Origin of the sequence: Allobosea sp. NPDC003192, assembly GCF_050275675.1 — a bacterium.
Classification (GTDB): Bacteria; Pseudomonadota; Alphaproteobacteria; order Rhizobiales; family Beijerinckiaceae; genus Allobosea.
The window spans coordinates 1-21,455 of sequence record NZ_JBNNPK010000037.1 but is presented as its reverse complement, the minus strand read 5'-3'; the positions used below and the strand labels follow the sequence as shown (position 1 = coordinate 21,455).

The 21,455-nt window shown below is 65.3% G+C and carries 21 protein-coding genes and 1 pseudogene; 11 read left to right on the top strand and 11 right to left on the bottom strand.

Annotated features, from left to right (window positions below):
- Positions 1–250 precede the first annotated feature (250 nt).
- Both ACQKLX_RS29250 and xth read left to right on the top strand, forming a co-directional pair.
- Entirely contained in the window at positions 251–1,093 is an 843-nt protein-coding gene (locus tag ACQKLX_RS29250; RefSeq protein ID WP_427365072.1) for an outer-membrane lipoprotein carrier protein LolA, read from the top strand.
- A 205-nt stretch (positions 1,094–1,298) separates the two neighbouring features.
- A complete protein-coding gene (xth, locus tag ACQKLX_RS29245) occupies positions 1,299–2,114 on the top strand; it encodes an exodeoxyribonuclease III (protein ID WP_427365071.1) in 816 nt (271 codons plus the stop codon).
- Positions 2,115–2,116: 2 nt separating this feature from the next.
- On the opposite strand, the gene ACQKLX_RS29240 is transcribed toward xth, so the two are convergent.
- A complete protein-coding gene (locus tag ACQKLX_RS29240; RefSeq protein ID WP_427365070.1) occupies positions 2,117–2,581 on the bottom strand; it encodes a cyclic nucleotide-binding domain-containing protein in 465 nt (154 codons plus the stop codon).
- A 5-nt stretch (positions 2,582–2,586) separates the two neighbouring features.
- On the bottom strand, positions 2,587–3,273 hold the full coding sequence (locus ACQKLX_RS29235) for a response regulator transcription factor (protein WP_427365069.1): 687 nt from the start codon (positions 3,271–3,273) through the stop codon (positions 2,587–2,589).
- 261 nt (positions 3,274–3,534) lie between these two features.
- Between ACQKLX_RS29235 and ACQKLX_RS29230 the strand changes: the two genes are divergently transcribed.
- Together ACQKLX_RS29230 and ACQKLX_RS29225 are read left to right on the top strand one after the other, a co-directional pair.
- Positions 3,535–4,023 (top strand): L,D-transpeptidase family protein, encoded by a 489-nt coding sequence (locus tag ACQKLX_RS29230; RefSeq protein ID WP_427365068.1) that lies wholly within the window; start codon positions 3,535–3,537, stop codon positions 4,021–4,023.
- Positions 4,024–4,153: 130 nt separating this feature from the next.
- Positions 4,154–4,531 (top strand): VOC family protein, encoded by a 378-nt coding sequence (locus tag ACQKLX_RS29225; RefSeq protein WP_427365067.1) that lies wholly within the window; start codon positions 4,154–4,156, stop codon positions 4,529–4,531.
- 18 nt (positions 4,532–4,549) lie between these two features.
- Here ACQKLX_RS29225 and ACQKLX_RS29220 read toward each other — a convergent pair whose 3' ends face one another.
- Positions 4,550–5,215 (bottom strand): YggS family pyridoxal phosphate-dependent enzyme, encoded by a 666-nt coding sequence (locus tag ACQKLX_RS29220; protein ID WP_427365066.1) that lies wholly within the window; start codon positions 5,213–5,215, stop codon positions 4,550–4,552.
- Positions 5,216–5,330: 115 nt separating this feature from the next.
- Between ACQKLX_RS29220 and leuS the strand changes: the two genes are divergently transcribed.
- The 3 genes from leuS to holA are packed head-to-tail and all read left to right on the top strand — an operon-like array spanning position 5,331 to position 9,521.
- Positions 5,331–7,955: a leucine--tRNA ligase gene (gene leuS, locus ACQKLX_RS29215; RefSeq protein WP_427365065.1), complete on the top strand. Its 2,625-nt coding sequence runs from the start codon at positions 5,331–5,333 to the stop codon at positions 7,953–7,955.
- Between the two features lie 10 nt (positions 7,956–7,965).
- Complete coding sequence (lptE, locus tag ACQKLX_RS29210; protein WP_427365064.1) at positions 7,966–8,487, top strand: LPS assembly lipoprotein LptE; 522 nt, start codon at positions 7,966–7,968, stop codon at positions 8,485–8,487.
- Between the two features lie 11 nt (positions 8,488–8,498).
- On the top strand, positions 8,499–9,521 hold the full coding sequence (gene holA, locus ACQKLX_RS29205; protein WP_427365063.1) for a DNA polymerase III subunit delta: 1,023 nt from the start codon (positions 8,499–8,501) through the stop codon (positions 9,519–9,521).
- Here holA and ACQKLX_RS29200 read toward each other — a convergent pair whose 3' ends face one another.
- Genes ACQKLX_RS29200 through mnmE form a run of 5 tightly spaced genes read right to left on the bottom strand, consistent with a single transcriptional unit; the run spans position 9,522 to position 15,147 of the window.
- Positions 9,522–10,406 (bottom strand): ParB/RepB/Spo0J family partition protein, encoded by an 885-nt coding sequence (locus tag ACQKLX_RS29200; protein ID WP_427365062.1) that lies wholly within the window; start codon positions 10,404–10,406, stop codon positions 9,522–9,524. It lies immediately after the preceding gene.
- 30 nt (positions 10,407–10,436) lie between these two features.
- A complete protein-coding gene (locus tag ACQKLX_RS29195) occupies positions 10,437–11,267 on the bottom strand; it encodes a ParA family protein (RefSeq protein ID WP_427365061.1) in 831 nt (276 codons plus the stop codon).
- On the bottom strand, positions 11,267–11,920 hold the full coding sequence (rsmG, locus tag ACQKLX_RS29190) for a 16S rRNA (guanine(527)-N(7))-methyltransferase RsmG (RefSeq protein ID WP_427365059.1): 654 nt from the start codon (positions 11,918–11,920) through the stop codon (positions 11,267–11,269). The genes ACQKLX_RS29195 and rsmG overlap by 1 nt, the downstream gene beginning before the upstream one ends.
- 4 nt (positions 11,921–11,924) lie before the next feature.
- Positions 11,925–13,817, bottom strand: a complete 1,893-nt coding sequence (gene mnmG, locus ACQKLX_RS29185) for a tRNA uridine-5-carboxymethylaminomethyl(34) synthesis enzyme MnmG (RefSeq protein WP_427365058.1) — start codon at positions 13,815–13,817, stop codon at positions 11,925–11,927.
- A gap of 46 nt (positions 13,818–13,863) precedes the next feature.
- Positions 13,864–15,147, bottom strand: coding sequence for a tRNA uridine-5-carboxymethylaminomethyl(34) synthesis GTPase MnmE (gene mnmE, locus ACQKLX_RS29180; RefSeq protein ID WP_427365057.1), 1,284 nt, complete (start codon positions 15,145–15,147; stop codon positions 13,864–13,866).
- A 53-nt stretch (positions 15,148–15,200) separates the two neighbouring features.
- On the opposite strand from mnmE, the pseudogene ACQKLX_RS29175 reads away from it, so the two are divergent.
- Positions 15,201–15,457 (top strand): annotated as a pseudogene (locus tag ACQKLX_RS29175) (DUF255 domain-containing protein); the annotation flags it as partial.
- A gap of 345 nt (positions 15,458–15,802) precedes the next feature.
- Here the strand turns inward: ACQKLX_RS29175 and rho are convergent.
- The 3 genes from rho to hemE form a co-directional block, all read right to left on the bottom strand.
- Positions 15,803–17,068: a transcription termination factor Rho gene (rho, locus tag ACQKLX_RS29170; protein WP_137883002.1), complete on the bottom strand. Its 1,266-nt coding sequence runs from the start codon at positions 17,066–17,068 to the stop codon at positions 15,803–15,805.
- 218 nt (positions 17,069–17,286) lie between these two features.
- A complete protein-coding gene (gene hemJ / locus ACQKLX_RS29165) occupies positions 17,287–17,712 on the bottom strand; it encodes a protoporphyrinogen oxidase HemJ (RefSeq protein ID WP_427365056.1) in 426 nt (141 codons plus the stop codon).
- Between the two features lie 12 nt (positions 17,713–17,724).
- Entirely contained in the window at positions 17,725–18,750 is a 1,026-nt protein-coding gene (hemE, locus tag ACQKLX_RS29160) for a uroporphyrinogen decarboxylase (RefSeq protein WP_427365073.1), read from the bottom strand.
- A gap of 462 nt (positions 18,751–19,212) precedes the next feature.
- Here hemE and ACQKLX_RS29155 point away from each other — a divergent pair, with 462 nt between their 5' ends.
- The 3 genes from ACQKLX_RS29155 to ACQKLX_RS29145 form a co-directional block, all read left to right on the top strand.
- The gene (locus tag ACQKLX_RS29155; RefSeq protein ID WP_427365055.1) at positions 19,213–20,043 is read left to right on the top strand and encodes a pyruvate, water dikinase regulatory protein; all 831 of its coding nucleotides are present in this window, start codon (positions 19,213–19,215) and stop codon (positions 20,041–20,043) included.
- Positions 20,040–20,663 (top strand): Maf family protein, encoded by a 624-nt coding sequence (locus ACQKLX_RS29150; protein WP_427365054.1) that lies wholly within the window; start codon positions 20,040–20,042, stop codon positions 20,661–20,663. The genes ACQKLX_RS29155 and ACQKLX_RS29150 overlap by 4 nt, the downstream gene beginning before the upstream one ends.
- A gap of 16 nt (positions 20,664–20,679) precedes the next feature.
- The coding region (locus ACQKLX_RS29145; protein WP_427365053.1) for a shikimate dehydrogenase at positions 20,680–21,455 on the top strand (776 nt) is incomplete at its 3' end.

The window sequence follows — 21,455 nt, the reverse complement described above, 5'->3', positions numbered from 1 at the left end:
GCGGATGGAGAACGAGGGCATCGTCGGCCCCGCCAACCACGCCGGCAAACGCGAGATCCTCGTCGAGACCGGTAGAGCCAGGGAAGACGAGGACTAAGAGGGCCGGTGCGGCCTAATGGCGCGAAACCGGTCCTGAAAATGCCATCAGCCCGGTGCAACCTCATCGCGAACTGACGCGTTGAACCCTTGCCGACCAGCTTTGGCGGCACGATATTCCGCCAGAAGGCCGCCAACCGGACATCGGAGCCCCATGACCCATCTTTCGCCCATGCCAGCCCTCGCAGCCGCCGCTCTGGCGCTCGCGCTGGCCGCGGGCCAGGTCTCGGCCCAACCACTCGATATCAAGCCCAGCGGCCAGCCGGCGGTTGCCGCCCGCCCGGCCCAGCGCGCGATCCCGCTGCCGCCGATCCGCCCGCCGGGCCTCGGCATGCCGCGCACCGACGCCGCTCAGGCTGAGGCGGCTGCGCCGAGCCCCGTTCCCGCTAGCGCACCTGTCGTCACCGCGAACAACGAGCCGCGCGCCACGCCCGCCGCAAAGCCGTCCCGGCCGAGCGCTCCGCTGTCGAAGGCCGAGGCCGTCGAGCGGCTGAACGCCTATTTCAATGGTTTCTCGACCCTGCAGGGCGACTTCATCCAGTTCGCCGCCGACGGCCGCCGTTTCGAGGGCAAGCTCTATATCCAGCGCCCCGGCAAGATGCGCTTCGAGTATCGGCCGCCGGTGACGATGGAGGTCATCGCGGATGGGACGTCGGTCGCGATCCGCGATCGCAAGCTCGCGACCCAGGATCTCTATTCGATCGGCCAGACGCCGTTGAAGTTCCTGCTCAAGGAGCAAATGAACCTCGAGAAGGACACCACCGTCACCGGCGTCAGCACCAAGGGCGACATCCTGTCGCTCAAGCTCGAGGACCGTTCGACGCTGGGCGGGACCTCGAAGATCACGCTGAATTTCGACCTCGCCGCCAACGCGCTTCGGCAATGGGTGGTGATCGACCCGCAGGGCTACGAGACCTCCGTCTCCGTCTACAACCTCGACACCCAGCGCCGGCCCGACCAGAAGAATTTCGTGATCAATTACGAGCGCGTGCTCTAAGTTCTGTCATTGTGGGCCCCCAGGTCTTGCCTCCGGCAAACCCGAGGACAGGCTTCGCGGAGCAATCCAGGAGCGGCAGCGCTCTACGTCTGTCTGGATTGCTTCATCGCTATGCTCCTCGCAATGACGATGCGGCCACAGCACCGCTTGCTTTTCGCGTCCTGACGACCCAGTTTCCGGCTTCCCTTTCCGCCGGAATCCCTGCGTGCAGCTCTCCGTCACAACCTGGAACATCAATTCGGTGCGCTTGCGCATCGGCATGGTCACCGAGTTCCTGAAGAACCATCAGCCCGACATCCTCTGCCTGCAGGAAACCAAGACGCCGGACGAGCAGTTCCCGGCCAAGGCCTTCAGCGAGGCCGGCTATGTCCATCAGGCCTTCATCGGCAACAAGGGCTATAACGGCGTCGCCATCGTCTCGAAGCTGCCCTTCTCCGAGAAGGAGGCGATGGCGATGTGCGAGCGCAACGACGCCCGCCACATGACCGTGATACTCGACAAGGGCGCCGGCGCCGCAGCCGGCATCGCCATCCATAACTTCTACATCCCGGCCGGCGGCGACATCGCCGATCCCGAGGCCAATCCGAAATTCGCCCACAAGCTGCAATTCCTCGACGCCATCGGCGCCTGGGGCGTTGCCCGCAATCCGTCGGGACGGCCGAGCGTCCTGGTCGGCGATCTCAACATCGCCCCTTACGAGCACGATGTCTGGAGCCACAAGCAGCTGCTCGACGTCGTCAGCCACACGCCGATCGAGACCACGACGCTGGAGAGGCTGCGCAGCGAGCTCGGCTGGACCGACGCCGCCCGCACGTTGAAGCCCGAGCCCGAGAAGCTCTATAGCTGGTGGAGCTATCGCGCCGCCGACTGGCAGGCCTCGAATCGCGGTCGCCGGCTCGACCACATCTGGCTCTCGGGTGCCCTTAAGCCGACGCTGCGCGACCTCACCTTCCTGAGCGAGGCGCGCGGCTGGGAGCGCCCCTCGGATCACGTCCCGGTGACGGTGCAGCTCGAGCTCTGAGCTCAGCGCACGTCGATCGCCCTGAGCGCCGTCCCGACCGCGGCCAGTTCGCTGTTGAACGCGTGCAGCCGTTCCGCGACCGCGGCGGCGATCGCCTGCGCCGAATCGGGTGATTCGCCGAGCACCCGGCGCATCACGCTGCGCGCCAGACGCATCACCTGCGTCGGCTCGCGCGCGATCGCCGTCACCGGCCGCTCCAGCGCCGTGAACAGCGCGAGTTCGCCGAGCAAAGCGCCGGGTCCGACGACCTCGTCCGCGGGCTTGCCGTCATCGTCGCGCTTGAGTGCGACGGCGCCAGAGATGACGAGAAAAGCTCCGTCCGAGCCCTCGCCGCGCCGGAACAGCACGTCGCCAGCCCGCAGCGACCTCGTCTCGGCCGCGAAGGCGACGAGGCGCAGTGCATCGCGATCCATCAGGCCCAGCAGCGGCTGACGGGCCAGCAGCGCGATGTCGTCGTTGAGTGACATTCAGGCTACGGATTCAGCCGATAGCCGCCGGCATCGGTGACGAGCAGGCGCGCATTGGCTGGATCCGGCTCGATCTTCTGGCGCAGGCGGTAAATATGGGTCTCGAGCGTGTGCGTCGTGACCTGCGAATTATAGCCCCAGACCTCCTGCAGCAACGTCTCGCGCGCGATCGGCTTGCGGCCGGCGCGATAGAGGAAGCGCAGGATAGCGGTCTCCTTCTCGGTGAGCTTGGTCTTGGAACCCTTGGCGCTGACCAGCAGTTTCGAGCCGGGGTGGAAGGTGTAGGGCCCGACCTGGAAGATCGCGTCCTCGCTCGCCTCGTACTGCCTTAAGTGCGCGCGGATGCGCGCCAGCAGCACGGCGAACTTGAACGGCTTCACCACATAGTCGTTGGCGCCGGCTTCGAGCCCGAGCACGGTATCGGCATCCGAGCCCTGCCCGGTCAGCATCACCACCGGCCCCTTGAAGCCGTTCTTGCGCATCAGCTTCACCGCCTCGCGGCCGTCCATGTCGGGCAGGCCGACATCCATCACCACGAGGTCGATGCGCTCGGCCTGCACGGCCTTGAGGCTCGTCGTCGCATTGGGCGCCGACGACACCTTGAATTCGTCATAGAGCGCGAGCTGCTCGGCGAGCGCATCACGCAAGGTCTGGTCGTCGTCGACCAGCAGGATATGGTGGGTAGCAGACATGAAGGCGAGTCAGCCCGTTTGCGTTGATGCAATAGTAGAGCATGTTCGGCGGAAGTGGGAGCCACCTTTGCGAACGGCTCATGCTCCAACATATTGAGTTGAGCGCAGATTCTGACTGTCCCGCGAAAGCCGGTCAAACGGAAAGCGCGCCGGACGGCTGCAAATGGACGGCAGATCACGCAAGATGGATGGCCTGTGAGAAAACGTGATGATGCCACCGCGGCCGGCCGGCGACTGAGCCGACTCATCGTAGTGCCCTCGGTGAACGATCGCCGGAAGGGCTTCCTGATCGCCGGTTCCGCAGTCTTTCCTTGTGCGCTCGGCCGCTCCGGCATCGTCGTCGCCAAGCGCGAGGGCGATGGCGGCACGCCGCGGGCGAAGCTGCCGCTGCGCCGCGTATTCTACCGCGCCGACCGGCTGCCGCGGCCATCGAGCCTCTTGCCGGTCCGCGCCATCACGCCGCGCGATGCCTGGTGCGACGACCAGACCGATCGGCGCTACAATCGCCTGATCGATCGGCCGCCCGGCGAGGCCGAGGAGCGGCTCGCCCGCGCCGACAACCTTTACGACGTCATCGTCGAACTCGGCTGGAACGATGCTCCCGTCCAGCGCGGCCGTGGCAGCGCCATCTTCTGGCATCTCGCCCGCCCGGGGTTTACCCCGACGGCAGGCTGCGTCGCCGTCACCGGCGACATCTTCGGCAAGGTTCTGCCGCGCCTGGCGCGGCACTGCGCCATCGTCGTGCGCTAAGCGCTTGCAACACAGCGCAAGCCGGCGATAGTGGGCGTCGAGCACCGTCTCATCGATCGATTTCAGGAGCGCCGGGCTGCGCGGGCACCGTCTCGTTCAGCAAGGCCAGCTCCCAGCAAGAGACTGTGCCATGACTGATTCACCCTCGACCGAGATCGGCTTCGGCCGCGTCGCCGCGATGTTCCCCGTCAAGGACATGGAGCGCGCCTGCGCGTTCTATATCGGCGTGCTCGGCTTCACCAAGACCTTCGAGAACGGCCAACCGGTCGGCTTCATGATCCTCAAGCAGGGCAAGGCCGAAATCCACCTGACCCTGCAGAAGGACCACAAGGCGGCGCCCTTCAACATCGCCCATATCATGGTCGATGATGTCGACGCCTTCCACGAACTCTGCCGTGGCCATGGGCTGCGCATCATCAAGGGCTTGCGCGATCAGGATTACGGCCTGCGCGCCTTCGTCTTCGAGGATCCCGACGGCAACCGCATCGATGTCGGCCAGCCGATCTAGGCAGCTGGCCTCGCAGGGTCAGCCGCGCGCACCAAAAATCGCGCTGCCGACCCTGACATGGGTGGCGCCGAGTTGGATCGCCGCCTCGTAATCGGCGCTCATGCCCATGGACAGGATCGGCAAGCCGTTGCGCTTGGCGATCTTGGCGAGCAGGGCGAAATGCGGCGAGGGCTGGTCCTCGGCCGGGGGAATGCACATCAGCCCGGTGATCACCAGCCCGTAGCGCACCCGACAAAGCTCGAGGAAGGCATCGGCCTCGCCCGGCAGGACGCCGCCCTTCTGCGGCTCGGCGCCCGTGTTGACCTGCACGATCAGCTCCGGCGCCTTGCCGGCGCGCTCGATCTCGCGCGCTAGCTCCTTGGCGAGGCTCTCACGGTCCAGCGACTGGATCACGTCGAACAGCGCCACCGCGTCGCGGGCCTTGTTCGATTGCAGAGGCCCGATCATGTGCAGCCGGCTTTTCGGGAAGCGCTCGCGCAGCGCCGGCCACTTCTCCTTGGCCTCCTGGACATAATTCTCGCCGAAATCGATCTGGCCCGCTTCCAGCACCGGCACGATCATCTCCGCCGGCTTGGTCTTGGAGACGGCGACCAGCGTCACACTGTCCGGCTTGCGGCCGAAATCACGCGCGGCGCGGGCGATCGCGCCCCGCGTTTCCTGAAGTCTTGCCACGACATCCGTCATTTCGACCCGTCCTCGCCTCGTGCGCGCCTGCCAAGCCGTTCCGAACATTGACCCGGGGGCTGCGATGGTGTCCTAGTCCGGCCCAGTCCGCTCACGCAAGAACGACACGATCAGCATGGCCGTCGAACGCTACAATCCGAAGGAAGCCGAGCCGAAATGGCGCAAGGTCTGGGATGAGCGCAAGCTCTTCGAGACCCGCAACGACGATACCCGGCCGCCCTACTACGTGCTCGAGATGTTCCCCTATCCCTCGGGGCGCATCCATATGGGCCATGTCCGCAATTATGCGATGGGCGACGTCGTCGCGCGCTACAAGCGCGCCAAGGGCTTCTCGGTGCTGCACCCGATGGGTTGGGACGCCTTCGGCCTGCCGGCGGAGAACGCCGCCAAGGCCAACAAGGTCCATCCGCGCGACTGGACCTACGCCAATATCGCGACCATGCGCGGCCAGCTCCAGTCGATGGGCCTGTCGCTCGACTGGAGTCGCGAGCTCGCCACCTGCGACCCGAGCTACTACAAGCACCAGCAGAAGCTTTTCCTCGATTTTCTGAAGGCGGGGCTGGTCGACCGCAAGACCGCCAAGGTCAACTGGGATCCGGTCGATGAGACCGTGCTCGCCAATGAGCAGGTCATCGACGGCCGGGGCTGGCGCTCGGGCGCGCCGGTCGAGATCCGCGAACTGACCCAGTGGTTCTTCAGGATCACCGCTTTCGGCCAGGAGCTGAACGACGCGCTGGAAGGGCTGACCCGCTGGCCTGACAAGGTTCGGCTGATGCAGAAGAACTGGATCGGCCGCTCGGAAGGCCTGCTGGTTCGTTTCGCTCTCGAATCGAATGCCTTGAAGCAGAGCGAGGTCGAGGTCTATACGACCCGCCCCGACACGCTGTTCGGCGCGAAGTTCCTGGCGGTCGCACCCGACCATCCGCTGGCAAGAGCCGCTGCCGAAACGAATCCGGCCCTGCAGGACTTCATCGCCGAGTGCAAGAAGACCGGCACGGCCCAGGAGAATATCGACAAGGCCGAGAAGCAGGGCTTCGACACCGGCCTGCGCGCCGTCCATCCCTTTGATCCCACATGGACTTTGCCGGTCTATGTCGCGAACTTCATCCTGATGGAGTACGGCACCGGCGCGATCTTCGGCTGCCCGGCGCACGACCAGCGCGACCTCGACTTCGTCAACAAATACGGCCTCGGCAACACCCCGGTCGTCTGCCCCGAGGGCATCGTTCCAGCGAGCTTCGTCATCACCGACACCGCCTATGACGGTGAAGGGCGGATGATCAATTCGCGCTTCCTCGACGGCATGACCATTCCGGAGGCGAAAGAAGAAGTCGCCAGGCGCCTGGAAGCCGAAAGTCTCGGCAACCGCCCGGTCGCGCAGCGAAAGGTCAATTTCCGCCTGCGCGACTGGGGCATCTCGCGCCAGCGCTACTGGGGCTGCCCAATCCCGATCGTTCACTGCGAGAGCTGCGGTGTCGTGCCGGTGCCGGAACAGGACCTGCCGGTGAAACTCCCGGACGACGTCTCCTTCGACAAGCCCGGAAACCCGCTCGACCATCATCCGAGCTGGAAGCACGTCGCTTGCCCGCAATGTGGCGGCAAGGCCCGGCGCGAAACCGACACCATGGACACTTTCGTCGATTCGTCCTGGTATTTCGCCCGCTTCACCGATCCCTGGCGCACCGACAGCCCGACCGACCGCAAGGCGGTCGACCGGTTCCTGCCGGTCGACCAGTACATCGGCGGCGTCGAGCACGCGATCCTGCACCTGCTCTATTCGCGCTTCTTCACCCGCGCGATGAAAGCCACCGGCCACACCGGGCTGGACGAGCCCTTCGACGGCATGTTCACGCAAGGCATGGTCGTGCACGAGACCTATCGGGCCGAGGACGGCGCCTGGGTCGAGCCCGGCAATGTCCGGATCGAGACGATCGGCAACGAGCGTCGCGGCTTCGATGTCGAGACCGGGGCGCCGATCGAGATCGGCTCGATCGAGAAGATGTCGAAATCGAAGAAGAACGTCGTCGACCCCGACGACATCATCGCCTCCTACGGCGCCGACACCGCCCGCTGGTTCATGCTCTCCGATTCGCCGCCGGATCGCGACGTGATCTGGAGCGACGAGGGCGTCCAGGGTGCGGCCCGCTTCGTTCAGCGGCTCTGGCGCCTGGTCGCCGAGATCGGCGAGCGCGTCGGCGGCCAACCTGCGCGCCCGGCTTCGTTCTCGGAGCCCGCGCTGGCCTTGCGCAAGGCCAGCCATCGCGCCTTGCACGCCGTCGGCGCGGATATCGAACGGCTCGCCTTCAACCGCTGCATCGCCCATGTCTACACGCTGACCAATGCCATCGGCAAAGCACTCGATGCGGCTGCCGAATCGGCTGAGGTTCCGGCCGACATGGCCTTCGCGCTGCATGAATCCGCCATGATCGCGACGCAGCTTGTCGCTCCGATGATGCCGCATCTCGCCGAGGAATGCTGGCAGGCGCTCGGCTTGCCTGGCCTTGCCGGAGAAGCCGGATGGCCGCAGACCGAAGCTGATTTGCTGCAGGATGACAGCAAGGTTCTGCCGGTACAGGTCAACGGCAAGAAGCGGGCGGAGGTGACGGTGCCCGCCGATGCCGATACGGTGGCGGTCGAGGCGATCGTGCGCGCCTCCGAAGCTGTCGCCAGGGCTCTGGAGAACCGGCCGATCCGCAAGGTGATCGTGGTGCCGGGGAGGATCGTGAATGTCGTCGTCTGAGACCGGGACCATGACACGCCGGCGCCCGCTGGCGCTGGCAGCCGCGCTCGGCCTCGCCGCGCTCGCTGGCGGCTGCTTCCAGCCGCTCTATGGCGAGGGCACGGTCAGCAAGGTCGGTGGCAATGTCCGCAACGCCATGCTCGGCATCGAGGTGCCTGAGATGAAGGGGCTGGTCGGCCATTATCTGCGCAACGAGCTCGTCTTCGAGTTCGACGGTGGCGGCGAGCCCGACCGGCAGAAGATCCTGAAACTCAACGCGACGACCAAAGAGACACTCGAGGTCATCACGGTCGACTACGCCAACGGCCGCGCCGATTCGGCCATCCTGATCGCCACCGCCGACTGGCAGCTGGTGCGCAATGGCTCGAATGAGGTGATCGCCTCGGGCCAGAGCGTCGTCCGGGCCCCCTATGAACGTTCGCAGCAGCGCTTTGCCTCGCTGCGCGCCGCGCGTGACGCGCAGATTCGCGCCGCCAAGGAGCTCGCGCAGCTGATCAAGGCCCGCGTCGCCGCCGGGCTCGTCAGCGGCTGAGGCCATTACCGATGGCGATGATCAAGGCGCATGAGGCGGATCGCGCGCTTGCGCGCCCCGACCCCGCCTGGCGCCTGTTCCTGTTCTATGGCCCCGATGCCGGGCTGATCTCGGAGCGGGCCGCCAGACTCGCCCGCAGCAGTGTCGACGACCCCCAGGACGCCTTCCAGCTGATCCGCATGAATGGCGACGACATCGCCTCCGATCCTCTGAAACTGGTCGACGAGGCCAACACGATCGGCCTGTTCGGCGGGCGCCGTGCGATCCGCGTCTCCCCGACCTCGCGCCCGCTCGTCGCTGCGGTCGAACCCTTGCTGGCCACGCCTTCACAGGATGCGATCGTCATCGTCGAGGCCGGCGACCTGCAGAAATCGAACCCGTTGCGCACAGCCTGCGAGCGCGCCCGATCAGCGCTTGCGGTGCCTTGCTATGGCGATGCGGCGCGCGATCTCGGCACGATCGTCGACGAGATGACGCGGGCCGCCGGCAAGGCCATCGACCGCACCACCCGCGACCTTTTGACCAGCCTGCTCGGTGGCGACCGCCAGACCTCGCGGCAGGAAATCGACAAGCTGATCCTCTATGCCGGCAGCGACACGGCTTTGACGGCGGCCCATGTCGAGGCCGTCGTCGGCGATACCGCCCAGCGCGAGCAGGCCGGCGTCGTCGACGCCGTCTTCGCCGGCCGCCTGCCGAGCCTCGATCTGGCGCTCGCCAAGCTGGCAGGTGAGGGGCTCGACCAGGGAGTGCTGCTCGGCGCCGTCCTGCGCCATACACTCGCGCTGCTGAAGGCGAAGCTCGCAATCGAAGGCGGCAAGCCCGCTCGCGAAGCGGTCGGTGCCATGCGCCTGCCCTATCCACGCATAGCCGCGGCCGAAGCCGCTCTCAACGCCTGGCCAGCCGCGAAATTGCGCGAAGCCGTGACGATCCTGGGAACGGCGATGCTGGCCGTGCGCCGCGACGGCGACATGGCCAAGCCGATCGCCGCCCGCGCACTCTGGACGCTCAGCCGGATGGGCGGCCGGAGCCGCTGATCAGGCCTTCAGCCGCCGGCAAAGCGCGTCGAGCTGCTCCAGCGTCTTGTAGCTGATCCGCATTTCACCGGCGCCATTGGCTCGGTGCTGGATCGAAACCCCGAGACCGAGCGCCTCTTCCAGCGCCTTCTCGACCGCACGCGTATCCGGATCCTTCTCCGGCTTGGGAGCGGCAGCGGCCCGCACCGGCTTGTTCTCGCTACGCGCCTCGTCCTGGCCGAGCCGTTCGATATCGCGGACCGTAAGTCCTTGCTCCACAATGCGTTTCGCGACCTGTTCCGGGTCCGAAACAGCGAGCAGGGCACGAGCATGGCCAGCCGAGACCGAACCTTCGCCGACCATGCGCTTGACCGGCTCCGGCAGCTTGCTCAGCCGCAGCGTATTGGCCACATGCGAGCGGCTCTTGCCGATCACCTTGGCGAGGTCGTTCTGGGTATAATCGAACTCGGCGATCAGCCGCTCATAGCCCGCCGCCTCTTCCATCGCGTTGAGATCGGCACGCTGGACGTTCTCGACGATCGCGATCTCGAGCGCCTCGCGATCATTCGCCTCGACCAGGATGACCGGCACGTCGTGCAGCTCGGCACGCTGCGCAGCGCGCCAGCGTCGCTCGCCGGCGATGATCTCATAGGCGTCGATCATACCCGGGATCGAGCGCACGATGATCGGCTGCAGGATGCCGCGCTCGCGCACCGAGGCGGCGAGATCCTCCAGTTCGGCTTCGGCAAAGGCCTTGCGCGGGTTGCGCGCATTGGGACGCAGGAACTCGACAGGAACCTTGCGCTGACCGCGTGCCCGCTCGATTGCGCCGATCTCCTCGCCGACATCGCCGATCAGCGCAGCCAGACCCCGGCCAAGACGCGAGCGCCCCTGTTCCTCGACCATTGCCATTCCTCTTGAACCTTTCTTCACCGATCAGGCGGCGCGCAGCGTGCGCTCGCGCTTGATCACCTCCGAGGCCAGCTTCAGATAGGCCTGCGAACCGGCGCAGCGCAGGTCGTAGAGCAGTGCCGGCTTGCCATAGGACGGTGCCTCCGAGATCCGCACATTGCGGGGGATCACAGTCTCGTAGACCTTGTCGCCGAGAAAATGGCGGACATCGGCCATGACCTGGCCGGAGAGGTTGTTGCGCGGATCGTACATGGTCAGCACCACGCCCTGGATGATCAGGCGCGGATTGAGGCCGGCCCGGACCTGCTCGACCGTCTTGAGCAGCTGGCTGAGGCCCTCCAGCGCGAAGAACTCGCATTGCAGCGGCACCAGCACTGCATCCGCTGCCGTCATGGCGTTGATGGTAATCAGGCTGAGTGAAGGCGGGCAATCGATCAGGATATAGGTCAGGTCGTTGCAGCGTTGATCGTCGACCAGCTCGTCGATCGCCTTCTTCAGGCGCGCCGCCCGATCCTTGGCGCTGGCAATCTCGAGCTCGACGCCGAGCAGGTCGAGCGTCGACGGCGCCAGGAACAAATTGGGAACAGCCGTGGCTTGCATCGCCATGCCGAGCCCGATATCGCCGCAGAGCACGTCATAGGTCGACGCCTTCCGGCTCTTGCGATCGACGCCCAAACCGGTGGAGGCGTTGCCTTGCGGATCGAGATCGATGATCAGCACCTTCTCGCCGATCGCGGCGAGGGCCGTCCCGAGATTGATCGCGGTCGTGGTCTTGCCGACTCCGCCCTTCTGATTGGCGAGCGCCAGCACGCGCGGTCGCGCGGAGGGAAGTGTGATAGGACGAGAATCGGTCATCAATCGGCCCGTTTCTCGGCTCCGCTGATCACCAGGATGGCGGCCGCCGAATCCGTTACGGATGGAAACGTTGTGGCCTGAATCTTCCAATATTTAGCAGCAGCGGTCAATTCCGCCTCTAGATGTTGTCCCTTGGGAAAGACCCCCGTTACCCCGGTTCTCAACAGCTCTTTGCACCAGTCGAGCAGGAGCGGCAGCGGCGCCAAAGCGCGGGCGGTCACCGCCTCGACCTTGCCGGCAAAGCCATCGACGACAGCCTCGATCCGGGCATTGTGAACCGTCACCGGCGCGCCGGTCAGCCGCGCGGCATGGCGCAGGAAGGCGCATTTGCGGGCGTTGCTCTCGACCAGATCGATATGGCCGCCCAGCTCGGCGAGCCGGATGCCGAGCACGAGGCCGGGAAAGCCGCCGCCCGAGCCGAGATCGAGCCAGCGCCGTGCCTGCGGTGCATGCCCGAGCAATTGCAGGGAATCGGCGATATGCCGGGTCCAGACCTCGTCGAGGGTCGCGCCCGAAACCAGATTCTTCGCCTGCTGCCAGCGCTTGAGTTCCGCCACAAGAACGGCGAGGCGCTCCTGTGTTTCACGTGAAACAGGCGTCAAGCGAAAAGCGTGCTGCCTATCGGAGTTATCCGCTTTATCAACAGAACTCACAGGATTACGCTCCGGCATTCGCGGTGCGGCCAGCCTGACGCTTGCGCGCATGTGCGGCCAGCAAAGTCAGGGCTGCCGGCGTCATGCCCTCGATCCGGCCCGCCTGTGCCAGATTGCTCGGCCATGCCGAGCGCAGCTTCAGCCGCAACTCGTTCGATAGGCCGGAGATTCCGTCGAGGTCGAGATCAACAGGGAGCGCCAAAGCCTGATCGCGCTGATAGGACTCGATCTCTGCCGCCTGCCGGTCGAGATAGACCGCATAGGTCGCATCTGCAGCGACGCGCGCTTGCACCGCCGCAGAGAAGTCGGCGAGATCGGGCCAGACTCGAAGCAAGGCGTCGAAATCGATGGCCGGATAGGACAGGATCTGGAAAGCCGAGCGCCTGACCCCGTCGCGATTGAGCTCCAGCCCGGCGGCCGCCGCTTGATTCGGCGACAGAGTTCGTTCGCGCAAGAGTTCAGTAAGCTTAACGATTTCCGACTGCCGCTGCTCGAAGCGCCGCTGGCGGGCCGTGCCGACCACACCCAACGAGATGCCGAGCGAGGTGAGCCGCTCATCGGCATTGTCGACCCGCAGCGACAGCCGGAATTCGGCGCGCGAGGTGAACATCCGATACGGCTCCGTAACGCCGCGTGTCACCAGATCATCGACCATCACGCCGATATAGGATTGTGTCCGATCGAGGCTGACCGGCTCGCTGCCACCAGCACGGCGCGCGGCGTTAAGGCCGGCAAGGAGGCCCTGTGCGGCCGCTTCCTCATAGCCGGTGGTGCCGTTGATCTGGCCGGCGAGAAACAGGCCGGTGATCGCCCGCGTCTCCAGCGTCGGCTTCAGCGCGCGCGGATCGACATAATCGTATTCGATGGCATAGCCGGGCCGCAGCATCACCGCGCGCTCAAGGCCCGGGATCGTCTTCAGCAAGCCGAGCTGAACATCTTCTGGCAACGAGGTCGAAATCCCGTTCGGATAGACCGTGGGATCGTCGAGGCCTTCCGGCTCCAGGAAAATCTGGTGGCCGTCGCGATCTCCGAAGCGACCGACCTTGTCCTCGATCGATGGGCAATAGCGCGGCCCGCGACCCTCGATCTGGCCGGAGAACATCGGCGCCCGGTGCAGATTGGCGCGGATCAATTCATGGGTCGCCAAAGTCGTCCGCGTCACGCCGCAACTGATCTGCGGCGTCGTGATCGCCTCGGTCATCGCAGAGAACGGCTCCGGCGGCTCGTCCCCGGGCTGCATCTCCAGGCTGACCCAGTCAATCGTCCGGCCATCGAGCCGCGGCGGCGTCCCCGTCTTCAAGCGTCCGAGCGGAAAGCCATGCCGCTCCAGCGTGGCGGAGAGCCCGAGCGAGGGCGCTTCGCCGACGCGCCCAGCCGGAATCTTCTGTTCGCCGATATGGATCAGGCCGCGCAGAAAGGTGCCGGTCGTCAGCACGACCGTTCCACAGGCGAATCGACGGCCATTCGCGAGCACGATGCCAGCGATCCGGCCGGCGACGACATCCAGATCGAAAGCCTCGCCCTCGATCAGGGTGAGACCATCCTGGGCAGCGAGCGCAGCCTGCACTGCCTCGCGATAGAGCTTGCGGTCGGCCTGGGCACGAGGGCCACGCACCGCCGGACCCTTGCGCCGGTTGAGCATGCGGAACTGGATGCCGCCCTGATCTGCACAACGCGCCATGATCCCGTCGAGGGCGTCGATCTCGCGCACGAGATGCCCCTTGCCGAGTCCGCCGATCGCCGGATTGCACGACATCGCGCCGACCGTGGCGATCTGTTGGGTGATCAATGCCGTCCTGGCGCCGGCGCGCGCCGCCGCCGCCGCGGCTTCCGCCCCGGCATGGCCGCCGCCCACCACGACGACATCGTAGTGCTGGTTCGCCTGCGCATTCGACATGAGCAATTCGCTAGCCAAGCCCGGCCGCAAGGTCAATGAAAACCGCCTATTTGCCGATGCAGAAGCCTGAAAACAGGCTGTCGAGCACATCCTCGACGTCGACCTTGCCGATCAGGCGCTCCAGCGCGCGGACTGCGAGGCGCAGCTCCTCCGCGATCAGCTCGGCCTGCTCATGCGGCAGCGTGACAGCGCGTTCGATCGCGGCCGCCGCATCTGCCACCGCCACCCGCTGGCGCTCGCGCGTGACGAGCGCGGGCTCGGCCTGGCCGAGTTCGCCGAGGCGAGACGCGATCAGCTCGATCAGATCCGGTAGTCCTGCTCCGCTCATGGCGGACACACCGATCTCGCCGGGGTGAGCACTACCGCCAAGGTCAAGCTTCGTGGCGACGGCGATCCCGGTAGTGCCGATATCGGTTTGTTCCGGCTCCGAATCGGGCGAGCGTAGCCGCAGCACCAGGTCGGCATGGGCTGCTCTCTGACGGGCACGTCGCACCCCTTCGGCCTCGATCTCGTCACCGCTCTCGCGCAAGCCGGCTGTATCGACGAGAACAACGGGAATACCGCCCAGATCCAGTCTGACCTCGATGGTATCGCGGGTCGTACCGGCGATCGGCGAGACGATCGCAACGTCGCGCCGCGCCAAGGCGTTGAGCAAGCTCGACTTGCCGGCATTGGGCGGTCCGGCGAGGACCACGACGAAACCTTCGCGAACCCGTTCGCCCGCCAAAAAACTACCGAGCGCTACCCGAAGACTACCGAGCACACCCTGTGCCCCGGACACCGCCTCGGCGATCAGCGGTCCACCGACATCGCTCTCGTCGGAGAAATCGATCTCGGCCTCGAGCAGCACCATCGCCTTGACCAGCGCGTGACGCCATTCAGCAGCGGCCTGGCCAAGTGCGCCTTCCATCTGACGCAGCGCCTGCTTGCGCTGCCATTCCGTTTCCGAATCGATCAGATCGGCCAGACCCTCGACCGCAGCGAGATCGAGCTTGCCAGCCTCGAAGGCGCGGCGGGTGAACTCACCGGCTTCGGCGAGCCGCAGACCGGGCAAGGTGGTCAGCACAGATAGCAGTCGCGACAACACGGCGCGCGAGCCATGAATATGGAACTCGGCGACATCTTCGCCAGTGAAACTCGCCGGTCCGGGAAAGAACAGCACCAGACCGTGGTCGATGATCGCGCCGGCGGGATCGTGCAGCGCCCGATAGGTCGCCTTGCGCGCCTCGGGCACCGATCCCGCAATCGTTTCAATAACGAATCGGACGCGTTCGCCTGACACGCGGACCACCGCGACACCGGCGCGCCCAGCGCCGGAGGACAGCGCCACGATGGTCGGATAGGTTTTCACCGCTCGCCACCGCCAGGGCTGGAATTCCGCCGATGAACCGCCTGAAGCGCGCCGCCAGCCATAATCTGCTGCTGCATCGGAACAATCCTGTCGCTGGTCGGAGTGGAGTAACGAGGCCTTCGCGCAGGCATAGGCTGGCAGTCGTCCCGTCCCGCTCTCCGTCGGCTATGCCGCTTGCCATTGGTGCCATGTCATGGCGCATGAAAGCTTCGAGAAACTCGCCATCATTGCGGTGATGAACGAGCTCTTCGTGAACATCAAGGTCGACCGTGAGGAGCGACCCGATATCGTTTCGTTAGCGAATCCATGGCCGATGGCGAAGGGTTGGCGCATTCCTATTGCGCAGACCGCCTAATCGCGAGCAGCCAAATTCGATACTGCCAGACGCTGGAGCACACATCTCGACCGGCACTACTGCGAGGCTGACTCAGGTCTACTACGGATGACTCGGGCCGACTCTCTCGCGGGTTTGGGCAGACCGCCCTGGCGCCGGCGCGGCCTTCATTTGCCTGCAGGGTCGCTGCCTGCCACCCGTCACGGGCCCGAATCGAAACGCCGGCAGGACCGCTCTCAAGGAAAAAGGCCCCGGCGTGGTGCCGGGGCCTTTCCAGATCGCTGAGGCGATGATCGCCGATCAGGTGTTCATCGAGTCGAAGAACTCGGAGTTCTGCTTGGTCTGGCGCAACTTGTCGATCAGGAACTCGATCGCGTCCTGGGGGCCCATCGGGTTGAGGATGCGGCGCAGCACATAGGTCTTCTGCAGGTCCGAGCGCGGCGTGATGAGCTCTTCCTTTCGGGTACCCGACTTGAGGATGTCGATCGCCGGGAAGATGCGCTTGTCCGCGACCTTGCGGTCGAGCACGATTTCCGAATTACCCGTGCCCTTGAACTCCTCGAAGATGACTTCGTCCATGCGACTGCCGGTATCAATCAGCGCGGTCGCGACGATGGTCAGCGAGCCGCCTTCCTCGATATTGCGGGCAGCGCCGAAGAAGCGCTTCGGCCGCTGCAGCGCGTTGGCGTCGACACCGCCGGTCAGCACCTTGCCGGAGGACGGCACGACAGTGTTGTAGGCACGGCCGAGGCGGGTGATCGAATCGAGCAGGATGACGACGTCGCGGCCGTGCTCGACCAGGCGCTTGGCCTTCTCGATCACCATCTCCGCGACCTGGACGTGGCGGGTGGCCGGCTCGTCGAAGGTCGAGGACACCACCTCGCCCTTCACCGAGCGCTGCATGTCAGTGACTTCCTCGGGCCGCTCGTCGATCAGCAGCACGATCAGATAGCACTCGGGATGATTGCTGGTGATCGACTGCGCGATGTTCTGCAGCAGCACGGTCTTGCCGGTGCGCGGCGGCGCGACGATCAGGGCACGCTGGCCCTTGCCAATCGGCGCGACGATATCGATGACGCGCGGTGAGAAGTCCTTCTTGGTCGGATCCTGGACCTCGAGCTTGAGCCGCTCGTCGGGATAGAGCGGCGTCAGGTTGTCGAAGTGGATCTTGTGCTTGATCTTCTCCGGATCCTCAAAGTTGATCGTGTTGACCTTGAGCAGAGCGAAATAGCGCTCGCCGTCTTTCGGTCCCCGGATCGGGCCTTCGACTGTGTCGCCGGTGCGCAGGCCGAACTTCCGGATCTGCGAGGGCGAGACATAGATGTCGTCGGGGCCCGGCAGATAATTCGAATCGGAAGAGCGCAGGAAGCCGAAGCCATCCTGCAGCACCTCGACGACGCCCTCGCCGAGGATTTCGGTTTCCTGGGAAGCGAGCTGCTTCAGGATCGCGAACATGAGCTCCTGCTTGCGCATCGTGCTCGCGTTCTCGACCTCCATGCCTTCGGCGAAGGTGAGCAGCTCGGTCGGCGATTTCGCCTTGAGTTCGTGGAGTTTGATTTCCCGCATGGGGTACCCGGAGTAACAGGGCCCGCGGTCAGGCAGGCCGGACGACAGTTGGGGGATCGACGGGACGAAAGGCCTGAAGGCCCACTTGTCAGGATGTCGTGTCGGCCGAGAAAGCAGCCGCGGCACGAGCCGTCGACGATAGGGAAGGACGCGTACGAAAAGCGCAAAGGCTTGATAACCGCTTTCCCTGCGTCGCTCAAGCGGGAAACCGCAGGAGCTCAGAAAGGCTTGACGATCACCAGGATGACGATGCCGGCCAGCAGCAGCGCCGGCACCTCGTTGAGGATGCGATAGAAGCGCGCGGGCTTGTCGTTGCGATCTTCGGCGAAGGCCCTGACCCTGCCCGTGAGATAGCCATGGATGCCGGAGAGGACAAGGACCAGCGCGATCTTGCCGTGCAGCCAGCCGCCCTTGAAGCCGAAGGCGCTCCAGGCGAGATAGAGCCCGAGCAGCCAGGTGATGATCATCGAGGGATTGATGATTCCCTTGAGCAGCCGACGCTCCATGATCTTGAAGGTCTCGGACTGGATCGAGCCGACCTGCGCCTCGGCATGGTAGACCATCAATCGCGGCAGATAGAGCATCCCCGCCATCCAGGCGATCACCGCAATAACGTGGAAAGCCTTGATCCATTCATAGGCCATCGGATCGATCCTTTAGGCACGCACCAGCTCGACCAGCCGCTCGACGTGAGCGATCGGCGTATCCGGCAGGATGCCATGCCCGAGATTGAAGACGAACGGACCATCGCCAAATGCCGCACGGATCGCCTCGATCTCGCGATCGAGTTCCGGACCACCTGTCCGAAGCAGCTGCGGGTCGAGATGACCCTGCACCGGCACCAGTGGCTGGATCGCCTGGCGCACGAAGCTTCGATCAATCTCTGTCTCGAGCCCGACCGCATCAATGCCGGTCTCTCGAACGTAAATCGGGATGCCGGCTCCGGCGCCCCGCGGGAAGCCGATGATCTTCGCCTGGGGATGGCGGGCCCGGACCAGATCGACGATCCGCCGCGTCGGCTCGATGCACCAACGCCTGAAATCTTCCGGACCAAGTGAACCCGCCCAGCTGTCGAAGACCTGGACGGCATCGGCGCCGGCATCGATCTGCGCGTTGAGATAAGCGGCCGAGCCGACAACGAGCCGGTCGATCAGCCTGGCGAAGAGCGCCGGGTCGCGCTGGAACAGATCCTTGGCCGGCGCCTGGTCCGGCGTGCCCCGCCCAGCAACCATATAGGTTGCGACGGTCCAGGGCGCACCGCAGAAGCCGATCAGTGCGGTGCCCTGGGGAAGAGCGGCCTTCACCCGGCGAACGGTCTCATAGACCGGCGCCAGCACACCCGGATCGATCTCGTGACGGATCTCGCCGAACCGGGACTCGTCGGCGACCGGTTCCAGCCGTGGCCCCTCGCCTTGCGCGAACCAGAGCTTCTGGCCGAGCGCATGCGGAATCACCAGGATATCCGAGAACAGGATCGCCGCATCGAAGCCGAAACGCCTAATCGGCTGCAAGGTCACCTCGGCAGCCCATTCCGGATTGTAGCAGAGATCGAGGAACCCACCTGCCTTGGCGCGAAGCGCGCGATACTCTGGCAAATAGCGGCCAGCCTGACGCATCAGCCAGAGCGGAGGCTTGGGGAGGGTCTCGCCGGAGAGAGCACGCAGGAAAAGGCTTTGGGTCATGAAGCGCACCCGGGCTTGAGCCCATCGTCCTAAAAGATTCTTTTCTAAGAGAGTCTTCTGTTTTGACTCCTGGATGGGGGCACATAGCCCGCCGCAAGTTTGTCCACAACGGGTCCACAGGCGACGCGTTGCCGCGCCGGTCGGCATCTGGTGCGCTGGCCAGCCCTTAACAGTTTCTTAACGAATTGGATTTCGTTCCGGAGGGTGGTTTAGCGCCGCCTCCAAAAATGATTCACGTGAAACATCCCGAATCCGCCCACAGGCCGATACCTGTTGAGCGGCGGGCGGGGTTTTCCCGCCTTGGCGCGACCGCCCTCTGGAAGAGCCGGGTTATCCCCAATTGTCCCAGCCGTCCGAACCGGCCACGCGGCCATGTCCTGCCGGCTCGAAAAGGGATTCCCAGGTTGGCGGAACAGCTCTAGAGCTGAATCGCAGAAGAGGCCGGCGGGGGCGACGAAAGCCGTGGCACGCAATTATTTTCACCTGCATCTGGTGTCCGACGCGACCGGCGAGACCTTGATCGCGGTCAGCCGCGCTGCTGCCGCGCAATACGAGGCCGTCTCGGCGATCGAGCATGTCTACCCGCTCGTCCGTTCCGAGAACCAGTTGTCGCGCGTGCTCGCCGAGATCGAATCCTCGCCTGGCGTCGTGCTCTATACCCTGGTCGAACCGGAATGGGCCGAGCGGCTGGAGGCCTTTTGCCGTGATATCGGCTGTCCCTGCCTCTCGGTGCTGCAGCCGGTTCTGTCGCTGTTCCAGTCCTATCTCGGCCAGGCCTCGGCGCCGCGCCCCGGCGCCCAGCACATGCTCAACGCCGAGTATTTCCGCCGCATCGACGCGATGAACTACACACTCATGCATGACGACGGTCAGCTCGGCGGCGATCTTGAGAACGCCGATGTCGTGCTCGTCGGCATCAGCCGGACTTCGAAGACGCCGACCAGCATCTACCTGGCCAATCGCGGCATCAAGACCGCCAATATCCCGCTGGTGCCGAACGTGCCGCTGCCGCCGGAGCTCGATGGCCTGAAGAAGCCGCTGATCGTCGGCTTGGTCGCCAGCGCCGAGCGCATCATCCAGATCCGGCAGAACCGGCTGCTGTCGCTGAAGGCGGATGACGAGACGCCCTATGTCGATCCGGATGCGGTTGCCGACGAGATCACTCAGTCGCGCCGGCTCTGCGCCCGGAAAGGCTGGCCGGTCATCGACGTCACGCGCCGCTCGATCGAGGAGACAGCTGCCGGCATCCTCGACCTGTTGCGCGACCACCGCATGAAGTTCATCGCGACGTGACCGGCCAGGCGACATTCTGGCGCGGCGATACGCCGCTCGTCCTCGCCTCAGGCAGCGCAACGCGCCTGCAGCTGCTCGAAGCGGCGGGGCTCCCGGTCGAGGTGATCAAGCCGGATGTCGACGAGCGCCTGATCGAGGCCGAATTCCTCGCCATGGGTGGTCCGCCGGCCGGGGTCGCCGCGGCGCTGGCGGAGGCAAAGGCTTTGTCGGTCTCGCCGGCACACCCAGGCCGCGTGGTCCTTTCGGCTGACCAGATGCTGATCTGCGAAGGTCGTCCCTTCCACAAGCCCGAGGACGCTGCCGGCGCCGAGCACCAGATCGCCATGCTCGCCGGCCGCAAGCACGAGCTGACTTCGGCTTTCGCCTTGGCCCTTGACGGCCGGATCGTCGGCAGCGGTGCCAGCAGTGCCGAGCTCACCATGCGTTCGCTGACAGCCGACTACATCAGGCATTATGTCGCGCTGGCTGGCGCTGCTGCGACCACCAGTGTCGGCGGCTATCAGCTCGAAGGCCTCGGCATCCATCTGTTCGAGACCATCGAGGGCGATCATTCCACCATTCTCGGTCTGCCGATGCTGAGCCTGCTCGCCGTGCTCCGCAACCTCGACCTTGCCGCATGAATTTCGTTTCAAGACCATGACCAGACGCTGCTTCATCATCGGCCACCCCGTCGCGCATTCCCGCTCGCCGCTGATCCACGGTCACTGGCTCGCCGAATATGGCTTCGCCGGCAGTTATGAGCGCGTCGATGTCCCACCAGCCGAGGCAGCCAGTTTCATCGCTCGTCTGCGCGCTGGGGAATTCGTCGGCGGCAATGTCACCGTGCCCAACAAGGAGGTGGTGCTGCCGCTGCTCGACGTGGCCAGTGAGACGGCGCGGGCCATGGGTGCAGCCAACACGCTCTGGATGGAGGATGGCAGGCTGCATGGCGACAACACCGACGCCTATGGTTTCCTCGCGCATCTCGACGCCTGCGTGCCGGGCTGGGCCAAACGGGTCGGCACGGCGCTGATCCTCGGCGCCGGTGGGGCGGCTCGCGCCGTGATCCATGGCCTCGCCGAGCGCGGTGTCGGCCGCATCCTCCTGGTCAATCGTAGTGCCGAACGCGCGGTCGAGCTGGCAGCCGCGTTTCCGAGAGGAGTCGAGGCGCGCGCCTGGCAGGAGGTTCCTGCGCTCGTCGGTGAGAGCGATCTGATCGTCAACACGACCTCGCTCGGCATGCATGGCCAGCCGCCGTTGGAGATCGATCTCTCGACCTTGCGTCCCGGTACGATCGTCGACGACATCGTCTATGTCCCGCTGGAGACGCGATTGCTCGCCGAAGCCAGGCGCCGCGGCGGCATTCCGGTCGACGGCCTCGGCATGCTGCTGCACCAGGCGGTCCCGGGTTTCGAGCGCTGGTTCGGCGTCCG